This is a genomic window from Salmonella sp. 32070601201500089SM (assembly GCF_017573605.1).
Classification (GTDB): Bacteria; Pseudomonadota; Gammaproteobacteria; order Enterobacterales; family Enterobacteriaceae; genus Salmonella; species Salmonella enterica.
Window position 1 is genome coordinate 15376 of sequence record NZ_JAGETK010000010.1, and the last position, 20135, is coordinate 35510.

Sequence of the window (20135 nt, forward strand, 5' to 3'; positions counted from 1 at the left end):
GACGTTCAGAAAGGTTGAGAATAGAGGCGCTGGCGCTGCACGTGTGCTGCGTCAACGCACTGTAACGCACTGGTCGGGCAGGCTTCCACGCACGCCGGCCCCGCTTCCCGATGCCAGCAAAGATCGCATTTAATCGCCTGCGCGCCTGACGCGGACGCCACCACAGTCATCGCGCCAAACGGGCAAGCCAGCATACAGCTTTTACAACCAATGCAGCGCGATGACGTCACGAAGATATGCCCCCGATCACGGCGAATCGCCTGTACCGGACAGACATTCGCGCACGGCGCGTCCTCACACTGATGGCAGACCGTGGCCGTGGTGAAGCAATCCTCTTTTATCACCCGGATACGCGGCACAAAGTCCGCCGTCGTCACCGCCGCGCTATTCTGCTGCTCCTGATGCGACACCACGCAGGCGACCTCGCAGGTACGACACCCGATACACGCCGACGCATCCGCCATAATAAACCGGTTCATTGTTCTCCCCCTGCGTTAAAACGCCAGAATGCCAGAGAGCCATTCCCCGCCGCTTTGATCCCACTACGCAAACGGACAAATTTTGTCAGATGCCTGATAAAACCTGGCGAGCTGTCTTATTCGCGAACGGTAAATCCCAGCTCATTAGAGATAGCCTGTGCGGTTTCACGCAACGGTTTGAGCAGATTTTTCTCGCCGATCTGTTTTAGCCGTGACGTCGACAGTGAAATAGAAATGGCGTAAGGCACTCGATGGTGAATATCAAACACAGGCACAGCAATACAGGAAACGCCCAGTTCATTTTCTTCGCGATCCATCGCCATGCTGGTTTCACGAATTTGCGCCAGCTCATCGTACATTGCTGGTAAATCGGTAATGGTATTACGAGTCAGCGGCTGGATCTGATCTTTATGGCTTTCCCAGTAAGACGCCACATAATCCGGCTGACCAAACGCCATATAAATTTTCCCCATCGCCGAGCAGTACAGCGGCATATGCTGGCCAATGTAAGCACGCGTGCGCAGCATACCGGTGGTCGGTTCCAGCTTATAAATCAGGATAGCGTGATCATCTTCACGGCTGGAAAAATTCACCGTCTCGCCGGTGGCCAGGTTGAGCGCCTCAAGGTGCGGTGCCGCAACGTGGATGATATTCAGCGATGACAGGGCTTTTTGGCCGACGGCAATAAACTTTGTCGTCAGACGGTAGCTTCCGGCCGCCGGCGCTGGCGTCACGTATCCGCAGGATTGAAGCCCCTGCAACAAACGATGGACGGTACTCTTGTTCAACCCCGCCAGCTCCGACAGGTGCGCCAGTGGGCAACCGTTCGGGTAGTTACTCAAAATTTCTATCAACATCAGGCCACGAAACAGGCTCTGACTCCCCGCAGGCTTCTCTTTATCGTTGTTCTGGCTCATCAGAAAACTCTCTCCTTTCTTGGGCGATCAGATGGTAGCTCAAAGTGTGTTGCAGTTCACGATATCAGCATAAAAAACATAACCCGATGATTTTAATCGTTTTTAAAAACCTTCTCTGGCGTTGCTATGTCAATTTTTGATCTATATATTTGGAACTAGATTTCGAATTATGAAATTTATCGACAAAAAAACATACTAAAATTTCTAACAATCGACCAGGAGAACAGGGATGAAAGTAACTTTCGAAGAGTTAAAAGGGGCCTTCTACCGCGTCTTGCGGTCGCGGAATATTGCGGAAGATACCGCCGACGAGTGCGCGGAAATGTTCGCTCGCACCACCGAGTCCGGTGTCTATTCCCACGGCGTGAACCGCTTTCCTCGCTTCATCCAGCAACTGGATAACGGCGACATTATTCCTGATGCTAAACCGCAGCGGGTTACCAGCCTCGGCGCCATCGAACAGTGGGATGCTCAGCGCGCTATCGGCAACCTGACGGCGAAAAAGATGATGGACCGGGCCATCGAGCTGGCTTCCGATCATGGTATTGGCCTGGTGGCGTTACGTAATGCTAACCACTGGATGCGCGGCGGCAGCTACGGCTGGCAGGCGGCGGAAAAAGGCTATATCGGCATTTGCTGGACCAACTCCATCGCCGTCATGCCGCCGTGGGGGGCGAAAGAGTGCCGTATCGGTACCAATCCGCTGATCGTCGCCATCCCGTCTACGCCGATCACGATGGTGGATATGTCGATGTCGATGTTCTCCTACGGAATGTTAGAAGTTAACCGTCTGGCGGGCCGCGAACTGCCGGTGGATGGCGGTTTCGACGATAACGGTCAGTTGACCAAAGAACCGGGCGTTATCGAGAAAAATCGCCGCATTTTACCAATGGGTTACTGGAAAGGATCTGGTCTGTCGATTGTGCTGGACATGATTGCCACCCTGCTTTCTAACGGTTCTTCCGTTGCCGAAGTGACCCAGGAAAACAGCGATGAGTATGGCGTCTCACAGATTTTCATCGCCATAGAAGTGGATAAGCTGATCGATGGCGCAACCCGCGATGCCAAACTGCAGCGGATTATGGATTTCATCACCACTGCTGAACGCGCCGACGACAACGTCGCGATTCGGCTGCCCGGCCACGAATTTACCAAATTGCTGGATGACAACCGCCGTCACGGTATCACCATTGACGACAGCGTCTGGGCCAAAATTCAGGCGCTGTAAGGAGCCACATCATGATTTTTGGACATATTGCGCAGCCTAATCCGTGCCGGCTACCGTCGGCCATAGAGCAGGCGCTCGATTTCCTGCGCAATACGGACTTTCGCACGCTGGAACCTGGCGTAGTGGAAATCGACGGCAAAAATATCTTCGCGCAGATTATCGATATGACCACCCGCGATGCTGCTGAAAATCGTCCGGAAGTCCATCGCCGCTATCTGGATATTCAGTTTCTGGCATGGGGCGAAGAGACAATTGGGGTTGCCATTGATACCGGTAATAATCAAATCAGCGAGTCATTATTAGAACAGCGCGATATTATTTTTTATCACGACAGTGAACATGAATCATTCATTGAAATGATACCGGGAAGTTATGCCCTGTTTTTCCCGCAGGATGTTCATCGTCCCGGTTGTAATAAAAGCATTGCTACGCCGATACGGAAAATAGTCGTAAAAGTCGCCATAGACGTTTTATAAAATAGAGTTTACTGGAGCACAAAATGAAAAATAATACCGGTTATATTATCGGTGCGTACCCTTGTGCACCCTCATTTCACCAGAAGAGTGAAGAGGAAGAGACGGAATTCTGGCGGCAACTCTCTGATACTCCGGATATCCGGGGGCTGGAGCAGCCTTGTCTTGAACATCTTCACCCGCTCGGCGACGAGTGGTTATTGCGCCATACACCGGGAAACTGGCAAATCGTGGTCACCGCGATAATGGAAACCATGCGCCGCCGTAGCGAAAACGGCGGTTTTGGATTAGCGTCCAGTGACGAGGAACAGCGTAAAGCCTGCGTGGAATACTACCGTCATCTTTATCAGAAGATAAATAAACTCAATGCGAAACCCCCCGGCAAAGTCATAGCCCTTGAGCTTCATGCCGCTCCTCTGGCGGGCAATCCGAACGTGGCGCAGGCAACCGACGCCTTTGCGCGCTCATTAAAAGAGATTGCCAACTGGGACTGGTCCTGCGACCTGGTGCTTGAACACTGCGACGCGATGACCGGCCCCGCACCGCGCAAAGGATTCTTACCGTTAGTAAACGTACTGGAAACTATTGCCGACTATGACATAAGCGTCTGCATTAACTGGGCGCGCTCGGCTATTGAAGGGCGGGATACCTCTCTACCACTGATCCACACGCAGCAGGCCAAACAGGCTGGAAAACTCGGGGCGCTGATGTTCTCCGGTACAACGCTGGATGGAGAATACGGCGAATGGCAGGACCTCCATGCTCCGTTTGCACCTTTCTGTCCACAAAGTCTGATGACGGAGAAACATGTTAAAGAACTCATTACCTCCGCCGCTCCCGAACTGTTGCAGTTTACCGGTATTAAATTGTTGGAAATCAATGCCAGCGCCGATATTAATCACCGCATCAATATATTACGCGATGGTATTAACATGATGAAAAAGGCCACACGCCGCTAACATGAATTAAACATCATCACCTTAATTCTCGGCCTGCAACTCAACGTTGCGCCGACCTAATATAAACCAAACATAAGAAATTAAGTTCCACTATTCAGCATCGAAAGAAATAAGTTTCTATAACCTGATGGAGTCGTTATGAAGCGGGTACTTGAGGGCATACTTGCGGTATTAATTGCCGTACTTTCCTGCATTGTATTTATTAATGTTATTTTACGTTACGGTTTTGAGAGCAGTATTTTGTCGGTAGATGAACTATCACGTTATCTATTTGTATAGCTGACGTTTATTGGCGCCATCGTTGCATTTATGGATAACGCTCACGTTCAGGTTACTTTTGTGGTGGAAAAACTTTCGCCAGCGAATCAACGTCGACTTTCGCTGCTGACGCATTCGCTGATTTTATTGTTATGCCTCGCATTAGGCTGGGGCAGCCTGCAAAAAGCGTTGCAGGACTGGAGCGATCACTCGCCAATCCTCGGTTTACCGATCGGCCTGATGTATATCGCCTGTCTGCCCACAAGCGTTGCCATCGCGTTAATCGAGCTGCGTCGGCTTTATCACTTAATAACGCATAACGATTCCTTTCAACAACCACAGCAAGGAGCCTAATCATGGCCGTGGTGATATTTCTCTGCTGCCTGCTCGGCGGGATCGCGATAGGTTTACCCATCGCCTGGTCGCTGCTGCTTTGCGGCGCTGCTCTGATGGCATACCTGGATATGTTTGACGTGCAGATTATGGCGCAAACCCTGGTTAACGGCGCGGACAGTTTCTCCCTACTGGCCATTCCCTTTTTTGTTTTGGCCGGTGAAATCATGAACGCGGGCGGCCTGTCAAAGCGAATTGTCGACCTGCCGATGAAGCTGGTAGGCCATAAGCCCGGCGGCCTGGGCTACGTGGGTGTTATTGCGGCAATGATTATGGCCAGCCTTTCCGGCTCTGCGGTAGCAGATACCGCTGCGGTCGCCGCGCTGCTGGTGCCAATGATGCGCTCCGCAAACTACCCGATCAACCGCTCCGTTGGGTTAATCGCTTCCGGCGGGATCATTGCGCCAATTATTCCACCCTCGATTCCTTTTATTATCTTCGGCGTTTCCAGCGGCTTGTCGATCAGCAAGCTGTTTATGGCCGGGATCGCACCGGGCATCATGATGGGCGCGGCGCTTATGCTCACCTGGTGGTGGCAGGCCGGGCGATTAAATCTCCCTTCTCAGCTCAAAGCAACACCGCGTGAAATCTGGCAATCATTGGTTTCAGGTATCTGGGCGCTGTTTCTACCGGTGATTATTATCGGCGGCTTCCGTTCCGGACTTTTCACGCCAACGGAGGCAGGGGCGGTCGCCGCGTTTTACGCCCTCTTTGTCGCCGTGGTTATCTATCGGGAATTAACGTTTTCCAGTCTCTACCACGTGCTGGTCAATGCCGCCAAAACGACGTCAGTCGTCATGTTTCTGGTGGCCGCGGCTCAGGTATCCGCCTGGCTGATTACGATCGCGGAATTACCCATGATGGTGTCAGATTTGCTGCAGCCGCTGGTCGACTCTCCGCGACTCTTATTTATCGTCATTATGATCTCAATTATGGTCGTCGGTATGGTGATGGATTTAACGCCAACGGTGTTAATTCTTACCCCTGTATTATTGCCATTAGTTAAAGAAGCCAATATTGACCCAATTTATTTCGGCGTCATGTTCATTATTAACTGCTCCATTGGATTAATCACACCGCCCGTTGGCAACGTCCTCAACGTTATTTCCGGGGTAGCAAAATTGAAATTTGATGACGCGGTAAGAGGCGTATTCCCTTACGTTGTCGTACTGATGTCGCTGCTGGTTTTATTTATTTTTATTCCCGAGCTAATTATCACACCGCTTAAATGGATTAATTAAAGGATAATATTATGAAATTACACGTTATTGCTCGTTCATTATTGATAGCTGGTCTGACGGTTTTCAGCGTGTCGTCTCTGGCGGCGCAATCTTTACGTTTTGGTTATGAAACACCGCAAACTGACTCCCAACATATTGCCGCGAAAAAATTTAACGAATTATTAAAAGAAAAAACTAACGGCGAATTAACGCTAAAACTCTTTCCTGACAGCACATTAGGTAACGCCCAGGCAATGATCAGCGGGGTGCGCGGCGGAACTATTGATATGGAAATGTCCGGTTCGAACAATTTCACCGGCCTGGCCCCTGTATTCAACTTACTTGATGTCCCCTTCCTGTTTCGCGATACCGCGCATGCGCATAAAACGCTCGACGGCAAAGTCGGCGATGAACTGAAAAAATCACTCGATTCAAAAGGGTTAAAAGTCCTCGCCTACTGGGAAAACGGCTGGCGCGACGTCACCAACTCCCGCGCGCCGGTAAAAACGCCGGGCGATTTGAAAGGCTTAAAAATCCGCACTAACAACAGCCCAATGAATATCGCGGCCTTTAAAATCTTCGGCGCGAACCCTATTCCGATGCCGTTCTCCGAAGTCTATACCGGCCTCGAAACCCGTACGATTGATGCCCAGGAACACCCTATCAACGTCGTGTGGTCAGCGAAATTCTATGAGGTACAGAAATACCTCTCCCTCACTCATCACGCCTATTCGCCTCTGCTGCTGGTGATCAATAAAGCCAAATTCGACGCTTTAAGCCCGCAGCTCCAGGAGGCACTGCTGAGTTCCGCTAAAGAAGCGGGTGACTACCAGCGCAAACTGGTCGCCGAAGATCAGCAAAAAATTATCGATGGCATGAAAGCAGCCGGAGTTGAAGTCCTGACCGATATCGACCGTAAAGCCTTCAGCGATGCGCTGGGCAGCCAGGTGCGCGATATGTTCCTGAAAGACAACCCGCAGGGCGCTGACCTCCTGAAAGCCGTGGACGAGGTGCAATAAGTCATGAGCAATTACTGGCTGGGGTTAGATTGTGGTGGGAGTTGGCTAAAAGCCGGGTTGTACGATGGCGCAGGCCGGGAAGTAGCGGTGCAACGCCTGCCGCTGCACGCTTTAAGCCCGCAGCCAGGCTGGGTTGAACGCGATATGACCGAACTGTGGCAACAGTGCGGCTCGGTCATCAGCAAACTGCTGGCGCACACGGGGGTGAGCGGCTCACAAATCCGCGGTCTGGGTATTTCCGCTCAGGGTAAGGGCCTGTTCCTGTTAGATAAAAGCGATCGGCCATTAGGTAAAGCGATACTCTCTTCCGACCGTCGCGCCATGGAAATTGTCCAGCGCTGGCAAAAAGAAGCGGTTCCGCAAAAACTCTACCCGCTGACCCGACAAACTCTATGGACCGGGCATCCGGTCTCCCTTTTACGCTGGGTAAAAGAGAATGAGCCGCAGCGCTACGCGCAGATAGGCTGCGTAATGATGACGCATGACTATCTGCGCTGGTGCTTAACCGGCGTGAAAGGCTGTGAGGAGAGCAACATCTCCGAGTCCAACCTCTACAACATAGCGACGGGCCAGTACGACCCGCGTCTGACCGAGTGGCTGGGCATCAGTGAAATCGACAGCGCGCTGTCCCCCGTGGTGGGTTCAGCCGAAATATGCGGGGAGATCACCGCTCAGGCAGCCGCCATCACCGGTCTGGCGGCGGGTACCCCCGTCGTCGGCGGCCTGTTTGACGTGGTTTCCACCGCCCTTTGCGCCGGTATTGAGGATGAATCAACGCTCAATGCGGTGATGGGCACCTGGGCCGTCACCAGCGGCATCGCTCACGGCCTGCGCGACCATGAGGCCCACCCTTACGTCTATGGCCGCTACGTCAATGACGGGCAGTATATCGTTCACGAAGCCAGCCCGACCTCCTCCGGCAACCTTGAATGGTTTACCGCCCAGTGGGGCGACCTCTCTTTTGACGAGATCAACCAGGCGGTCGCCAGCCTGCCGAAAGCCGGTAGCGACCTCTTTTTTCTGCCGTTTCTCTACGGCAGCAATGCCGGACTGGAGATGACCTGCGGTTTTTACGGCATGCAGGCGCTGCACACCCGCGCGCACCTGCTGCAGGCGATTTATGAAGGCGTGGTCTTCAGCCATATGACCCACCTCAACCGCATGCATGAACGCTTTACCGAGGTTTGCGCCCTGCGCGTTACCGGCGGCCCGGCCCACTCCGACGTCTGGATGCAGATGCTGGCGGACATCAGCGGTTTACGCATCGAGCTGCCGCAGGTGGAGGAGACCGGCTGCTTCGGCGCGGCGCTGGCTGCCCGCGTCGGCACCGGCGTATATCGCGATTTCCGCGAGGCCCAACGCGACCTGCAGCACCCGGTGCGCACGCTGCTGCCGGACATGACCGCACACGCCCTCTACCAGCGCAAATACCGCCAATACCAGGATTTGATTGAAGCACTACAGGGCTATCACGCCCGTATTAAGGAGCACGCATTATGAGCCGACCATTACTGCAACTGGCGCTCGACCATACCCAACCTCAGGCCGCGCAGCGCGATGTTGCCCTGCTACAGAACCATGTCGATATCGTTGAGGCCGGAACCATCCTTTGTTTAACCGAAGGCCTTAGCGCGGTGAAAGCCCTGCGAGCGCAGTGCCCGGAAAAAATCATCGTCGCCGACTGGAAAGTGGCCGATGCCGGTGAAACCCTGGCGCAGCAGGCTTTTAGCGCTGGCGCTAACTGGATGACTATCATCTGTGCCGCGCCGCTCGCGACCGTCGAGAAAGGCCATGCCGTCGCGCAATCCTGCGGCGGTGAAATTCAAATGGAACTATTCGGCAACTGGACGCTGGACGACGCCCGAGACTGGTATCGCGTCGGGGTTCGCCAGGCGATTTACCACCGCGGACGCGATGCGCAGGCCAGCGGGCAGCAGTGGGGCGAAGCGGATCTGGCGCGTATGAAGGCGTTGTCCGACATCGGCCTTGAACTATCGATTACCGGCGGCATTACCCCAGCGGATCTGCCGCTGTTCCGCGACATTAACGTCAAGGCATTTATCGCCGGACGCGCGCTGGCAGGTGCCGCCCATCCGGCGCAGGTCGCCGCCGAATTCCACGCCCAAATTGACGCCATTTGGGGAGAAAAGCATGCGTAATCATCCATTAGGTATTTACGAGAAAGCACTGGCGAAAGATCTCAGTTGGCCAGAGCGGCTGGTGCTGGCAAAAAGCTGCGGTTTTGATTTTGTCGAGATGTCGGTGGACGAAACCGACGAACGTCTTTCTCGCCTCGAGTGGACGCCAGCCCAACGCGCTTCGCTGGTGAACGCGATGCTGGAAAGCGGCGTCGCCATCCCGTCGATGTGCCTCTCCGCCCATCGTCGATTCCCTTTTGGCAGCCGCGACGAAGCGGTACGCGAGCGGGCGCGTGAAATCATGACCAAAGCCATTCGCCTGGCGCGCGACCTGGGGATCCGCACCATCCAGCTGGCAGGTTACGACGTCTATTACGAAGAGCACGACGAAGGCACCCAGCAGCGTTTCGCCGAAGGGCTGGCGTGGGCGGTGGAACAGGCCGCAGCGGCGCAGGTGATGCTGGCAGTGGAGATCATGGATACCGCGTTTATGAACTCCATCAGCAAGTGGAAAAAGTGGGACGAGATGCTTTCGTCACCGTGGTTCACCGTCTACCCGGACGTCGGCAACCTCAGCGCCTGGGGGAACGACGTCACCGCCGAGCTGAAGCTGGGGATTGACCGTATCGCCGCAATTCATCTGAAAGATACGCTGCCGGTGACCGGCGATAGCCCCGGCCAGTTCCGCGACGTGCCGTTTGGCGAAGGATGCGTTGATTTTGTCGGCATCTTCAAAACGCTGCATGAGCTGAATTATCGCGGTTCATTTCTGATTGAGATGTGGACAGAGAAAGCCAGCGAGCCGGTGCTGGAAATTATCCAGGCCCGACGCTGGATTGAATCACGGATGCAGGAAGGAGGTTTCACATGTTAGAGCAACTGAAAGCCGAGGTGCTGGCGGCCAACCTGGCCCTCCCGGCGCACGGGCTGGTCACCTTTACCTGGGGCAACGTCAGCGCGGTCGATGAGACGCGCAAACTGATGGTCATCAAGCCTTCCGGCGTTGAATATGAGGTGATGACCGCCGACGATATGGTGGTGGTAGAGATCGCCAGCGGTAAGGTCGTTGAAGGCCATAAAAAACCGTCGTCCGATACCGCGACCCATCTGGCGCTCTATCGCCGCTATCCGCAGATCGGTGGGATCGTGCATACCCATTCCCGCCATGCGACGATCTGGTCGCAGGCCGGGCTCGATCTGCCCGCCTGGGGCACCACCCACGCCGACTATTTCTATGGCGCGATCCCCTGTACCCAACTGATGACCGTTGAGGAGATTAACGGCGAGTACGAGTATCAGACCGGCGAGGTGATTATTAAAACCTTTGAAGAGCGCGGTCTGGATCCGGCGCAAATCCCGGCGGTATTGATTCATTCGCACGGCCCGTTTGCCTGGGGTAAAAATGCCGCCGATGCCGTCCACAACGCCGTGGTGCTTGAGGAGTGCGCCTATATGGGGCTGTTCTCGCGCCAGCTGGCCCCGCAGCTACCGGATATGCAGCCTGAACTGCTCGATAAACACTATCTGCGTAAACACGGCGCGAATGCCTATTACGGGCAGTAATGCCGGCAGCCACAGCCTGTGTCAGATGGCGGCTGCGCCTTATCCGACCTACAAGATTTGCAATATCAATACGTTGTGATGAGTTCTTGTAGGCCCGATAAGCAAAGCGCCATCGGGCATTCAGTTTGCAACCGCTTTGTCAGAGGGCCAAAGATTATACTCAAGAATTAACGTGTTCCTTACTGTAGCGCCGCTTCCAGGCGGCGGGCGTCAGGCCGGTGTGTTTGCGGAAGATCTGGCGAAAGTAACCAACGTCATTAAAACCGCACCGTTCCGCCACCTCTTTTAACGAACGCGCGTCGCTAATCAGCAACTTTTCCGCCTCGCGCACCCGCTGGCGGTGGATGGCTTCCGTTAGCGTAAGGTGAAATACCCGCCGATAAACGCGTCCCAGATAATCCACATTGCAATGCAGTTCTTTCGCCAGAACCGCGCTGGAAAGCGGCAGGTGATAGTGCGTTCGAATCAGCTGCTGCGCTTGCCAGGCCAGCGACACGCCAGCGGCCTCGGCGTTTTCATTCTGCCGGGCGTCAACGGTGAGCTGCTGCAAAATCAGCAGCACGATGAACTCCAGCGCCGGGCTGCGCTGGTGCTTTTCCTGCTCGTTCATAAACTGGCGAAAAAGCGCAATCAGCGCCTGCGGATCGGCAACCTGGGTATGCTGCGGCACGGAAAGATGCGTCAGCCAGCGCGGGTCGCTGTCCGGCGCTTTGACCTCAAAATGGAGCCAGTAAAATTTAAGATCGGCGGGAAACTCCTCAACGCCAATATGGCGGCGATGCGGCCAAAGCAACAGGCTTTCCCCGGCTTCGACACAGAAAACACATTCTTCTTCCTGAATTTTCAGGCAGCCTTTTTCCACAAATATAATTTCCCACGATTGCAGACGCCTGGCAGGATGACGCCCAATGCCGCGAGAAATAAATAATCCGCCGTTTTGGACTTTAATCGGTAATGTTATGGATAATTCGAGCATTAATATGTCATTTCCCGCTCATTCAGCACCGTATTTCATATTACCTTTTGATTATTAACTAAAAATAGTCCTTTCACTCGATCCATCTCACATTTTTAAATACGGGTCGGAATCGTCATCTTTTTTTACTCTTTTATCGCCTTGTCGCTCACCGCTATCCGGGCAAAATGAATCAGGTCATAACGCGAAAATAAAAATTACTGCCATAAAATACCCCGTCAGCGAGGAATATCTATGACCTCTACAGCCTTAAGGAGCACGAAATGAACGTACTGGAAGTCGATCTGCATAAACTGACGGTCAGCGATCCGTTCCTCGGACAGTATCAACAACTGGTTCGCGATGTGGTTATTCCTTACCAGTGGGATGCGTTAAACGATCGTATTCCAGAGGCTGAACCCAGCCATGCCATTGAAAATTTCCGCATTGCCGCAGGCCAGCAGACGGGCGACTTTTACGGCATGGTCTTTCAGGACAGCGACGTGGCGAAATGGCTGGAAGCGGTTGCCTGGTCACTGTGCCAGAAGCCCGATCCCGCACTTGAGAAAACCGCCGATGAGGTGATTGAACTGGTGGCCGCCGCGCAGTGTGACGATGGCTATCTCAATACGTACTTTACGGCAAAAGCCCCGCAAGAACGCTGGAGCAACCTGGCGGAGTGCCACGAGCTTTATTGCGCCGGGCACCTGATTGAAGCGGGCGTCGCCTTCTTTCAGGCCACCGGCAAGCGTCGGCTGCTAGACGTCGTTTGTCGCCTGGCCGATCATATCGACAGCACTTTCGGCCCTGGCGAAAATCAGCTGCACGGCTATCCGGGCCACCCGGAAATTGAGCTGGCGCTGATGCGTCTGTATGAGGTAACAGAGCAGCCGCGCTATATGACGCTGGCAAGCTACTTTATCGGACAGCGCGGCACCCAACCGCACTTCTACGACGAAGAGTACGAAAAACGCGGCCAAACCTCTTACTGGCATACCTACGGCCCGGCGTGGATGGTCAAAGACAAAGCCTACAGCCAGGCGCATCTGCCAATTTCGCAGCAGCAGACGGCCATTGGCCACGCGGTACGTTTTGTCTATCTGATGACTGGCGTGGCGCATCTCGCTCGCCTGAGCAACGATGAAGGCAAACGCCAGGACTGCCTGCGTCTGTGGAAAAATATGGCGCAGCGTCAGCTGTATATCACCGGCGGGATTGGCTCGCAGAGCAGCGGCGAATCCTTTAGCAGCGATTACGATTTACCGAATGATTCGGTCTATGCGGAAAGTTGCGCTTCAATCGGCCTGATGATGTTCGCCCGCCGGATGCTGGAAATGGAAGCCGATAGCCAGTACGCCGACGTGATGGAGCGCGCGCTGTACAACACCGTCCTCGGTGGTATGGCGCTCGATGGCAAGCATTTCTTCTACGTCAACCCGCTGGAAGTGCATCCAAAATCGTTAAAATTCAACCATATTTACGATCACGTTAAGCCCATCCGCCAGCGCTGGTTTGGCTGCGCCTGCTGCCCGCCGAACATCGCCCGCGTGCTCACCTCCCTTGGTCACTACATCTACACGCCGCGTGCGGATGCGCTGTACATCAATATGTACGTGGGTAACAGCATGGAAATACCGGTTGGAAATGGCGCGCTCAAACTGCGGATTGGCGGGAACTACCCGTGGCAAGAGCAGGTGAAGATCGCCATCGACTCTGTGCAGCCGGTACGTCACACGCTGGCGCTACGTCTGCCGGACTGGTGCCCTGAGGCAAAAGTGACGCTCAACGGGCTGGAAGTGGAACAGGATATTCGCAAAGGTTATCTGCATATCCGTCGAACCTGGCAGGAGGGCGATACGATAACCCTGACGCTGCCGATGCCGGTTCGCCGCGTGTATGGCAATCCGCTGGCGCGTCACGTCGCCGGTAAGGTCGCTATTCAGCGCGGGCCGCTGGTCTATTGCCTTGAGCAGGCCGATAACGGCGAAGAACTGCATAATCTGTGGCTACCAAAAGAGAGTGAATTCCGGGTCTTTGAGGGCAAAGGGCTTTTTGCGCATAAGATGCTGATTCAGGCTGAAGGCGAGAAGCAAAGCGCCCCAGATGCGCAGCATCAGGCGTTGTGGCACTACGATAACGCACCGTCATCGCGCCAGCCGCAGACGCTAACGTTCATTCCATGGTTTAGCTGGGCCAACCGTGGCGAGGGCGAAATGCGGATTTGGGTTAACGAGCGGTAATACTGTGCCGGATGGCGGCTGCGCCTTATCCGGCCTACAAGATTTGCAATATCAGTATATTGCGATGAATTTTTGTAGGCCTGATAAGCGAAGCGCCATCAGACATGACCACCAGGCTAATATCAACGCGGTAGGCCCGATAAGCGCAGCGCCATCGGGCATTACCTCTTGCGTCAGAACAGCCCCAGAGGCTTATCGGAATAGCTCACCAGCAGGCACTTGGTTTGCTGGTAGTGTTCCAGCATCATCTTATGCGTTTCGCGCCCGATGCCCGACTGCTTATAGCCGCCGAACGCAGCATGTGCCGGATAGGCGTGATAGCAGTTGGTCCATACGCGCCCGGCCTGAATGCCGCGCCCCATCTTATAGGCCAGATTGCCGTTGCGGCTCCAGACGCCGGCGCCGAGGCCGTATTGGGTATCGTTAGCGATTTCCAGCGCCTCCTCCATGGTTTTAAAGGTGGTTACCGCCAGCACCGGGCCAAAGATCTCCTCCTGAAAGACGCGCATATTATTCTTACCAAACAGAATGGTAGGCTCAAGGTAATAGCCCTCTTTAAGTTCGCCATCCAGTTCCTTGCGTCGCCCACCGGTCAGAATATCGGCCCCCTCTTTTTTACCGATATCGATATAATTGAGGATAGTCTCAAGCTGGCCGTGGGAGACCTGCGCCCCCATCTGTGTACCGCTATCTAGCGGGTTCCCGCTGCGAATGCTCTCTACCCGGCGAATAGCGCGCTCCATAAAGCGCTCATAGATAGACTCCTGGACCAGCGCACGGCTTGGACAGGTACACACCTCGCCCTGGTTAAAGGCAAACAGGGCAAATCCCTCCAGCGCTTTATCAAAGAACGCATCTTCCTCATCCATCACGTCGGCGAAGAAGATATTGGGCGATTTACCGCCTAACTCCAGCGTTACCGGAATAATATTCTGCGTGGCGTACTGCATGATCTGTTGACCCACTTCCGTCGAACCGGTAAACGCCACCTTCGCGATACGTTTCGAGGTCGCCAGATATTCGCCAATCTCGCCGCCCGCGCCGTTCACGACGTTGACGACGCCCGGCGGTAACAGATCGCCAATGACTTCCATTAACAGCAGAACGGAAAGCGGCGTCAGGCGTGCCGGTTTAAGCACCACGCAGTTACCCGCCGCCAGCGCTGGCGCCATTTTCCAGCTTGCCATCAACAACGGAAAGTTCCACGGGATTATCTGCCCCACGACGCCAAGCGGTTCGTGAAAATGGTAGGCCACGGTTTCGCTATCAACTTCGCTAATCCCGCCCTCCTGCGCACGTATACAGGAGGCGAAATAGCGGAAATGATCGATCGCCAGCGGTACGTCGGCGGCGCTGGTTTCACGAATCGGTTTACCGTTATCCCAGGTTTCCGCTGTCGCCAACAGTTCGAGGTTTTGTTCCATCCGATCGGCGATCTTAAACAAGATAGCGGCACGGTCTTGTACTGACGTATGCGCCCACTTATCTTTCGCCTTATGCGCGGCGTCGAGCGCTAAATCGATATCTTTTTTACCGGAGGAAGCGACTTCACATAGCGGCTGGCCGGTCACTGGCGTCAGGTTTTGATAATATTCGCCGTCGGCGGGCGCAACCCAGTCACCACCAATAAAATTGTCATAGCGGGCTTTTAACTTCAGTGGATACCCGTATTCACCTGGCTGAATACGTGTTGAAGGGGGATTGTTCGTCATGACCAACTCCTTATTGTAAAGGTACTCCACAAGGGTAGACGGTGCTGGTGAATTTTTCGCCAATGATTTCCCGCTTTACGACAGCAATCACGAATTACTTTCCTTTACGTTTCTCCGTCTGGTTTTAGCCATACTAAACAGGTGCCTGTTTAACGTACGGAGAACACTATGCAGCAATATATCGGTATTGATGTGGGAGGAACTCACGTCAAATATGGCGTGATTAACAGTGACGGCGAAGAATTAACCCATCATCAATTCGATACGCCAGAGGACGCCTCCACGTTTACCCGCAAATGGCAGGATGTGGTGGCGCGTTGCCAACAGGACTATGACATTGCGGCAATCGGGGTTAGTTTCCCCGGCCATATTAATCCCCATAACGGTCATGCGGCAAAAGCGGGCGCGCTGGCTTACCTGGATGACGTCAACCTGATGGAGTTGTTCAGCGGGCTGACCGATCTGCCGCTGGTCGTGGAGAACGACGCGAACTGTGCGGCGCTGGGCGAAATGTGGCGAGGTGCCGGGCAGCATTATGACAATCTGGTCTGTATTACCATTGGAACCGGCATTGGCGGCGGTATTATCGTCGGACGAGAACTGTATCGCGGCGCGCATTTTCACGCCGGTGAATTCGGCGTCATGCCGGTCGGGAACAATGGCGAAAGTATGCATAAAATCGCGTCAACCAGCGGATTAATGGCGTCGTGCCGCCAGGCGCTGGCGCTGCCTGCCGAAGAGATGCCGCCTGCGGATGTGATCTTCGAACGAATGGCGACCGATGTTCATCTGCGTGAGGCGGTCAATGACTGGGCGCGTTATCTTTCACGCGGCGTTTACAGCGTGATCTCTATGTTTGATCCGGGCGTGGTGCTGATCGGCGGAGGAATAAGCGAACAGGAAAAGCTCTACCCGCTCCTGACGCGGCATCTTGAAACGTTTGAAATGTGGGAGGCGCTCCAGGTGCCGATTCAGCCCTGCCAACTGGGAAATCAGGCGGGCAGGCTGGGCGCCGTCTGGCTGGCGCAGCAAAAGCTCGATCGAAGCTAACGTGTTACGCCTTATCCGGCCTGCATCGTCTACGCAGGCCCGGTAAGCGTCCGCGCCACCGGGCAAAGGCGTTACATCGCCGTGCGATAAAGTTCCACAATCTCGTCGTGAGTCGCCTGAATAAGGCGCAAAGAATACGGGTGAAATTATCCTGATAACAGGTTCACGCTGGCTATTTTAAGAAGCCAGAAAAATAAAAAGCAACGCAATAATTGTATTGCTTCATTTGTTATTTAATTTAACCATTTCATTCTTTTTGCGGAAATAATAACGCATCACGTAATAAATGATCATTCCCACGACGTCGTGTAAATCCAATCCGGTCAAAATATTCAAGGATCTGAATGGCCAGTTTCCGCCCTACATTCAGCCTGTCGCGAAAATCCGCCGCACACGTTGATCCTCTCTCTTGATCCAGCTCGCGGATCATATTGGCGAAAGCGACAATCCGATCGTTACGATAGTACCGATCTTTTACGATCGCGGTAATGATGCCTTGCTGCGCCGCCTGCCGCAGCACCAGCCGCATCAATTGTTCTTCCGTTCCGGTCTCTTTCGCCAGATCGCGTACCCACCAGGGCTCATCGCCAAATAGCGGTTCGACTTTTTGCCAGACGGCCTGCTGCTCATCGCTAAATCCCGCTTTATGATCCGGCAGATGCAACCAACCGTGATGGCTATGAATCAGGCCCTCGTCGCGCATCCGCTCGATCAGCATCAGAACCAGCGCTTCATCCTCCATTGGCAGGGCCATGCGGCGTAAACGCTCGCGTCCCGGCCCCGGTTCATCGCGGTGCTGTTCGTGGTAGGTCGCCAGCGTATCAAGAATCTTACGCTGCCAGCGGGCGGCGACGGGCGCGCTTAACAGATTGTCTCCGGCCTGGATAAAACCATGTTGCTCAATAAGCTGACGCATACCGACAGGATTAAGCTGACGCGCCCAACCGAAATCCGGCAGGTTGACGGCGCCGCGTTCCAGATGAATGGCCAACGCCGCGCTATCGTCCTGCGCGGCGGCAAGCGTTGAAAGCCAGTGCAAATAATCTGGCTTACGTTTACCGCGACGCGGCGCCTTAAGCGTCACCACGCGTGCGCCGGCAAGGGTGGCGCGTGCGGAAATATCACGCAGCACCAGTCTGTCATTATCGGCCAGCCACAACGGCGTATCAAAGATCAGCTCGGCCAGCCCGCCTTCCAGCAAAGAGACGCGACCGGTCACATGGCTGGCGGCATGGTGAATATGTAGCGGTTGCCATTGGGAAAGCGGCGCATGAAGCGCCAGAGAAACGATCACCCGGGAAAAAGCTTCCCCCACCGGCGCATCGGAAAGCAGCCAGTCGCCGCGGTTAAGCTGCTCCTTCTCCGCATCGCCCGCAATATTGAGCGCAATACGTTGCCCGGCATACGCATGGTCGGTGGGCTGATTTTGCGCGTGTAGACTTCGTACGCGCATCGGCGTATTAACGCCGGTCAACCATAGCGTATCGCCCACGTTTACCTCTCCGCTCAACGCCGTTCCGGTCACCACCAGTCCCGCCCCTTTCACCGTAAACGCACGGTCGATAGCCAGACGGAAGCGATGCTGCGCGGCGTGTAAACGTGCAGGAAGCTGCTGTAAATGAGCGCGAAGTTCTGCAATACCGCGTCCTTCATTGGCGGCGGTGACAAATAAAACGGTATCGGCGAAGCCATAGTTGTCGAGTGCCGCCAGCACCTCTTCACGTACTTCACCGATACGCGCCTCGTCCACGCGATCGGCTTTGGTCAGCGCGACGGTGAGCTGGAGATTACCCGTCAGTTGCAGGATCTGTAAATGCTCGCGCGTTTGCGCCATGACGCCGTCATCACAGGCGACCACCAGCAAAGCGTGATCGATACCGCCTACGCCCGCCAGCATGTTAGAGAGGAATTTTTCATGCCCAGGCACATCGATAAAGCCCAGCACACGACCATCCGGCTGCGGCCAATAGGCGTAGCCCAGATCGATAGTCATCCCGCGTTTTTTCTCTTCCGGCAGGCGATCGGCATTGACCCCGGTAATCGCCTGGAGCAACGTCGTTTTACCGTGGTCTACGTGTCCGGCAGTTGCAATAATCATTTCAGCATCATCTCCATAAACCGGCTTTCGTCTTCAAGACAGCGCATATCCAGCCATAAACGGCCATCATAAATTCGGCCAATGACCGGTACAGGCAGCATGCGCCAGCGGGCCGCCAGCGCCTCCAGCCGACTACCGCGCCCGTCGTGCGGGGTAAAGGTCATGGCGGCGCTGGGAAGGCGGTCTACTGGTAATGAACCGCTGCCGATTTGCGACAGGCAGGGTTTAACCTCCAGCGCAAATTCATCGCCGTAACGTGCCGCCAGCCGCGCCTGTAACCGCTGCGCTTGTTCGCGAATCGACGCTTCACTGCGAGTTAACAGACGCAGGGTGGGTAATTTCTCCGCCAACGCTTCCGGGTGCAGATACAGACGTAACGTTGCCTCCAGCGCCGCCAGCGTCATTTTATCCGCACGCAGGGCGCGTTTCAGCGGATGGCTTTGCAGTTGGGCAATCATCGCTTTTTTGCCGACGATGATCCCGGCCTGCGGCCCGCCCAACAACTTATCGCCGGAGAAGCTTACCAGGCTGACGCCTGCGGCAATGAGCTGCTGCGGCATCGGCTCTTTGGGTAAGCCATATTGGCTTAAATCCACCAGCGAACCGCTGCCCAGATCCGCCACCACCGGAATATCCAGCTCTCGCCCGATTTCCGCCAGTTCCGCTTCCTCTACCGTTTTGGTAAAGCCCTCAATGCTGTAATTACTGGTATGCACCTTCATCAACAGCCCGGTATTTTCATTTACCGCCTGATGGTAATCTTTCGCGTGCGTCCGGTTGGTGGTGCCCACTTCATGCAACGTACAACCCGCCTGGCGCATAACATCAGGAATACGAAACGCGCCGCCGATTTCGACCAGCTCGCCACGCGAAACCACCACCTCTTTGCCGCTGGCGGTCGCCGCCAGCATCAGCAATACCGCCGCCGCATTGTTATTGACGATACAGGCGTCCTCCGCCCCGGTGATACGGCATAACAGCGTCGCCAGCGCCCGGTCGCGATGCCCCCGCCCGGCGCCATCCAAATCGTATTCCAGCGTCACCGGCGCGCGCATCGCCTGCGTTACCGCCTCAATCGCTTCTTGCGCCTGCAATGCGCGGCCAAGATTGGTGTGCAACACCGTCCCCGTCAGGTTAATCACCGGGCGCAGCGCGCTTTGCGCCGCATTTTCCAGCCGGAGTTTCGCCTCTTGCGCCCAGTCTGCGTACCAGTCGGGAAGTGTTTGCGTATTCCGGATGACGTCGCGCGCGTCGTCAAGCATCTGCCTAAGCAGATCAACCACCTGGGTATGGCCATACCGATCGCGCAGAGAAAGAAAAGCGCTATCGTGCAATAAGCGATCGATAGCAGGAAGCTGGCTGTAGAGTGTACGCGTTTCGCTTGTCATGAAAATGCCTGGCTGTTGGTGGCCCTCTCCTGGCGGGAGAGGGAT

General features: G+C 54.8%; 17 protein-coding genes and 1 pseudogene. 12 read left to right on the forward strand and 6 right to left on the reverse strand.

The genetic code is table 11. The features are described from left to right. Positions 1-5: 5 nt before the first annotated feature. Both J4728_RS16150 and yiaJ read right to left on the reverse strand, forming a co-directional pair. Positions 6-479, reverse strand: a complete 474-nt coding sequence (locus J4728_RS16150) for a 4Fe-4S dicluster domain-containing protein (RefSeq protein WP_001078814.1) — start codon at positions 477-479, stop codon at positions 6-8. A 116-nt stretch (positions 480-595) separates the two neighbouring features. Beyond that, positions 596-1396 (reverse strand): IclR family transcriptional regulator YiaJ, encoded by an 801-nt coding sequence (yiaJ, locus tag J4728_RS16155; protein WP_000081338.1) that lies wholly within the window; start codon positions 1394-1396, stop codon positions 596-598. Between the two features lie 229 nt (positions 1397-1625). Here yiaJ and yiaK point away from each other — a divergent pair, with 229 nt between their 5' ends. The 10 genes and pseudogenes from yiaK to araD all read left to right on the forward strand — a co-directional run bounded on the left by yiaK (position 1626) and on the right by araD (position 10647). After that, positions 1626-2624 carry a 3-dehydro-L-gulonate 2-dehydrogenase gene (yiaK, locus tag J4728_RS16160; RefSeq protein WP_000869012.1) on the forward strand — a complete coding sequence of 333 codons (999 nt, stop codon included), beginning with the start codon at positions 1626-1628 and terminating at the stop codon, positions 2622-2624. 11 nt (positions 2625-2635) lie between these two features. Next, positions 2636-3100 (forward strand): YhcH/YjgK/YiaL family protein, encoded by a 465-nt coding sequence (locus J4728_RS16165; protein WP_000576102.1) that lies wholly within the window; start codon positions 2636-2638, stop codon positions 3098-3100. 23 nt (positions 3101-3123) lie between these two features. Continuing rightward, on the forward strand, positions 3124-4056 hold the full coding sequence (locus J4728_RS16170; protein WP_208212061.1) for a DUF4862 family protein: 933 nt from the start codon (positions 3124-3126) through the stop codon (positions 4054-4056). Positions 4057-4194: 138 nt separating this feature from the next. Further along, positions 4195-4668: pseudogene (yiaM, locus tag J4728_RS16175) on the forward strand (2,3-diketo-L-gulonate TRAP transporter small permease YiaM). A 2-nt stretch (positions 4669-4670) separates the two neighbouring features. Continuing rightward, on the forward strand, positions 4671-5948 hold the full coding sequence (gene yiaN, locus J4728_RS16180) for a 2,3-diketo-L-gulonate TRAP transporter large permease YiaN (protein ID WP_000301818.1): 1278 nt from the start codon (positions 4671-4673) through the stop codon (positions 5946-5948). 11 nt (positions 5949-5959) lie between these two features. Further along, positions 5960-6946 carry a 2,3-diketo-L-gulonate TRAP transporter substrate-binding protein YiaO gene (gene yiaO, locus J4728_RS16185; RefSeq protein ID WP_000766340.1) on the forward strand — a complete coding sequence of 329 codons (987 nt, stop codon included), beginning with the start codon at positions 5960-5962 and terminating at the stop codon, positions 6944-6946. A 3-nt stretch (positions 6947-6949) separates the two neighbouring features. Continuing rightward, a complete protein-coding gene (locus J4728_RS16190) occupies positions 6950-8446 on the forward strand; it encodes an FGGY-family carbohydrate kinase (protein ID WP_208212062.1) in 1497 nt (498 codons plus the stop codon). Beyond that, positions 8443-9105, forward strand: coding sequence for a 3-keto-L-gulonate-6-phosphate decarboxylase UlaD (gene ulaD, locus J4728_RS16195; RefSeq protein ID WP_208212064.1), 663 nt, complete (start codon positions 8443-8445; stop codon positions 9103-9105). Before J4728_RS16190 ends, ulaD begins: the two co-directional genes overlap by 4 nt. Continuing rightward, complete coding sequence (locus J4728_RS16200; protein ID WP_001528309.1) at positions 9098-9958, forward strand: L-ribulose-5-phosphate 3-epimerase; 861 nt, start codon at positions 9098-9100, stop codon at positions 9956-9958. Before ulaD ends, J4728_RS16200 begins: the two co-directional genes overlap by 8 nt. After that, positions 9952-10647, forward strand: coding sequence for an L-ribulose-5-phosphate 4-epimerase (gene araD, locus J4728_RS16205; protein ID WP_208212066.1), 696 nt, complete (start codon positions 9952-9954; stop codon positions 10645-10647). Before J4728_RS16200 ends, araD begins: the two co-directional genes overlap by 7 nt. A 160-nt stretch (positions 10648-10807) precedes the next feature. On the opposite strand, the gene J4728_RS16210 is transcribed toward araD, so the two are convergent. Continuing rightward, on the reverse strand, positions 10808-11623 hold the full coding sequence (locus J4728_RS16210; protein ID WP_208212068.1) for an AraC family transcriptional regulator: 816 nt from the start codon (positions 11621-11623) through the stop codon (positions 10808-10810). A gap of 263 nt (positions 11624-11886) precedes the next feature. On the opposite strand from J4728_RS16210, the gene J4728_RS16215 reads away from it, so the two are divergent. After that, positions 11887-13842 carry a glycoside hydrolase family 127 protein gene (locus J4728_RS16215; RefSeq protein ID WP_208212070.1) on the forward strand — a complete coding sequence of 652 codons (1956 nt, stop codon included), beginning with the start codon at positions 11887-11889 and terminating at the stop codon, positions 13840-13842. A 173-nt stretch (positions 13843-14015) separates the two neighbouring features. Here J4728_RS16215 and aldB read toward each other — a convergent pair whose 3' ends face one another. Next, a complete protein-coding gene (gene aldB / locus J4728_RS16220) occupies positions 14016-15554 on the reverse strand; it encodes an aldehyde dehydrogenase AldB (RefSeq protein ID WP_000183988.1) in 1539 nt (512 codons plus the stop codon). Between the two features lie 168 nt (positions 15555-15722). Between aldB and J4728_RS16225 the strand changes: the two genes are divergently transcribed. Further along, positions 15723-16604, forward strand: coding sequence for an ROK family protein (locus J4728_RS16225; protein ID WP_001188271.1), 882 nt, complete (start codon positions 15723-15725; stop codon positions 16602-16604). Positions 16605-16851: 247 nt separating this feature from the next. On the opposite strand, the gene selB is transcribed toward J4728_RS16225, so the two are convergent. Both selB and selA read right to left on the reverse strand, forming a co-directional pair. Further along, the gene (gene selB, locus J4728_RS16230; protein ID WP_208212072.1) at positions 16852-18702 is read right to left on the reverse strand and encodes a selenocysteine-specific translation elongation factor; all 1851 of its coding nucleotides are present in this window, start codon (positions 18700-18702) and stop codon (positions 16852-16854) included. Further along, entirely contained in the window at positions 18699-20090 is a 1392-nt protein-coding gene (gene selA / locus J4728_RS16235; RefSeq protein WP_001522236.1) for an L-seryl-tRNA(Sec) selenium transferase, read from the reverse strand. The genes selB and selA overlap by 4 nt, the downstream gene beginning before the upstream one ends. Positions 20091-20135: the final 45 nt, after the last annotated feature.

What these genes read in the sequence shown, in the direction of transcription:
- J4728_RS16150 (WP_001078814.1), bottom strand. Translation starts at nt 479, where the DNA reads ATGAACCGGTTTATTATGGCGGATGCGTCGGCGTGTATCGGGTGTCGT.
- yiaJ (WP_000081338.1), bottom strand. Translation starts at nt 1,396, where the DNA reads ATGAGCCAGAACAACGATAAAGAGAAGCCTGCGGGGAGTCAGAGCCTG.
- yiaK (WP_000869012.1), top strand. Translation starts at nt 1,626, where the DNA reads ATGAAAGTAACTTTCGAAGAGTTAAAAGGGGCCTTCTACCGCGTCTTG.
- J4728_RS16165 (WP_000576102.1), top strand. Translation starts at nt 2,636, where the DNA reads ATGATTTTTGGACATATTGCGCAGCCTAATCCGTGCCGGCTACCGTCG.
- J4728_RS16170 (WP_208212061.1), top strand. Translation starts at nt 3,124, where the DNA reads ATGAAAAATAATACCGGTTATATTATCGGTGCGTACCCTTGTGCACCC.
- yiaN (WP_000301818.1), top strand. Translation starts at nt 4,671, where the DNA reads ATGGCCGTGGTGATATTTCTCTGCTGCCTGCTCGGCGGGATCGCGATA.
- yiaO (WP_000766340.1), top strand. Translation starts at nt 5,960, where the DNA reads ATGAAATTACACGTTATTGCTCGTTCATTATTGATAGCTGGTCTGACG.
- J4728_RS16190 (WP_208212062.1), top strand. Translation starts at nt 6,950, where the DNA reads ATGAGCAATTACTGGCTGGGGTTAGATTGTGGTGGGAGTTGGCTAAAA.
- ulaD (WP_208212064.1), top strand. Translation starts at nt 8,443, where the DNA reads ATGAGCCGACCATTACTGCAACTGGCGCTCGACCATACCCAACCTCAG.
- J4728_RS16200 (WP_001528309.1), top strand. Translation starts at nt 9,098, where the DNA reads ATGCGTAATCATCCATTAGGTATTTACGAGAAAGCACTGGCGAAAGAT.
- araD (WP_208212066.1), top strand. Translation starts at nt 9,952, where the DNA reads ATGTTAGAGCAACTGAAAGCCGAGGTGCTGGCGGCCAACCTGGCCCTC.
- J4728_RS16210 (WP_208212068.1), bottom strand. Translation starts at nt 11,623, where the DNA reads ATGCTCGAATTATCCATAACATTACCGATTAAAGTCCAAAACGGCGGA.
- J4728_RS16215 (WP_208212070.1), top strand. Translation starts at nt 11,887, where the DNA reads ATGAACGTACTGGAAGTCGATCTGCATAAACTGACGGTCAGCGATCCG.
- aldB (WP_000183988.1), bottom strand. Translation starts at nt 15,554, where the DNA reads ATGACGAACAATCCCCCTTCAACACGTATTCAGCCAGGTGAATACGGG.
- J4728_RS16225 (WP_001188271.1), top strand. Translation starts at nt 15,723, where the DNA reads ATGCAGCAATATATCGGTATTGATGTGGGAGGAACTCACGTCAAATAT.
- selB (WP_208212072.1), bottom strand. Translation starts at nt 18,702, where the DNA reads ATGATTATTGCAACTGCCGGACACGTAGACCACGGTAAAACGACGTTG.
- selA (WP_001522236.1), bottom strand. Translation starts at nt 20,090, where the DNA reads ATGACAAGCGAAACGCGTACACTCTACAGCCAGCTTCCTGCTATCGAT.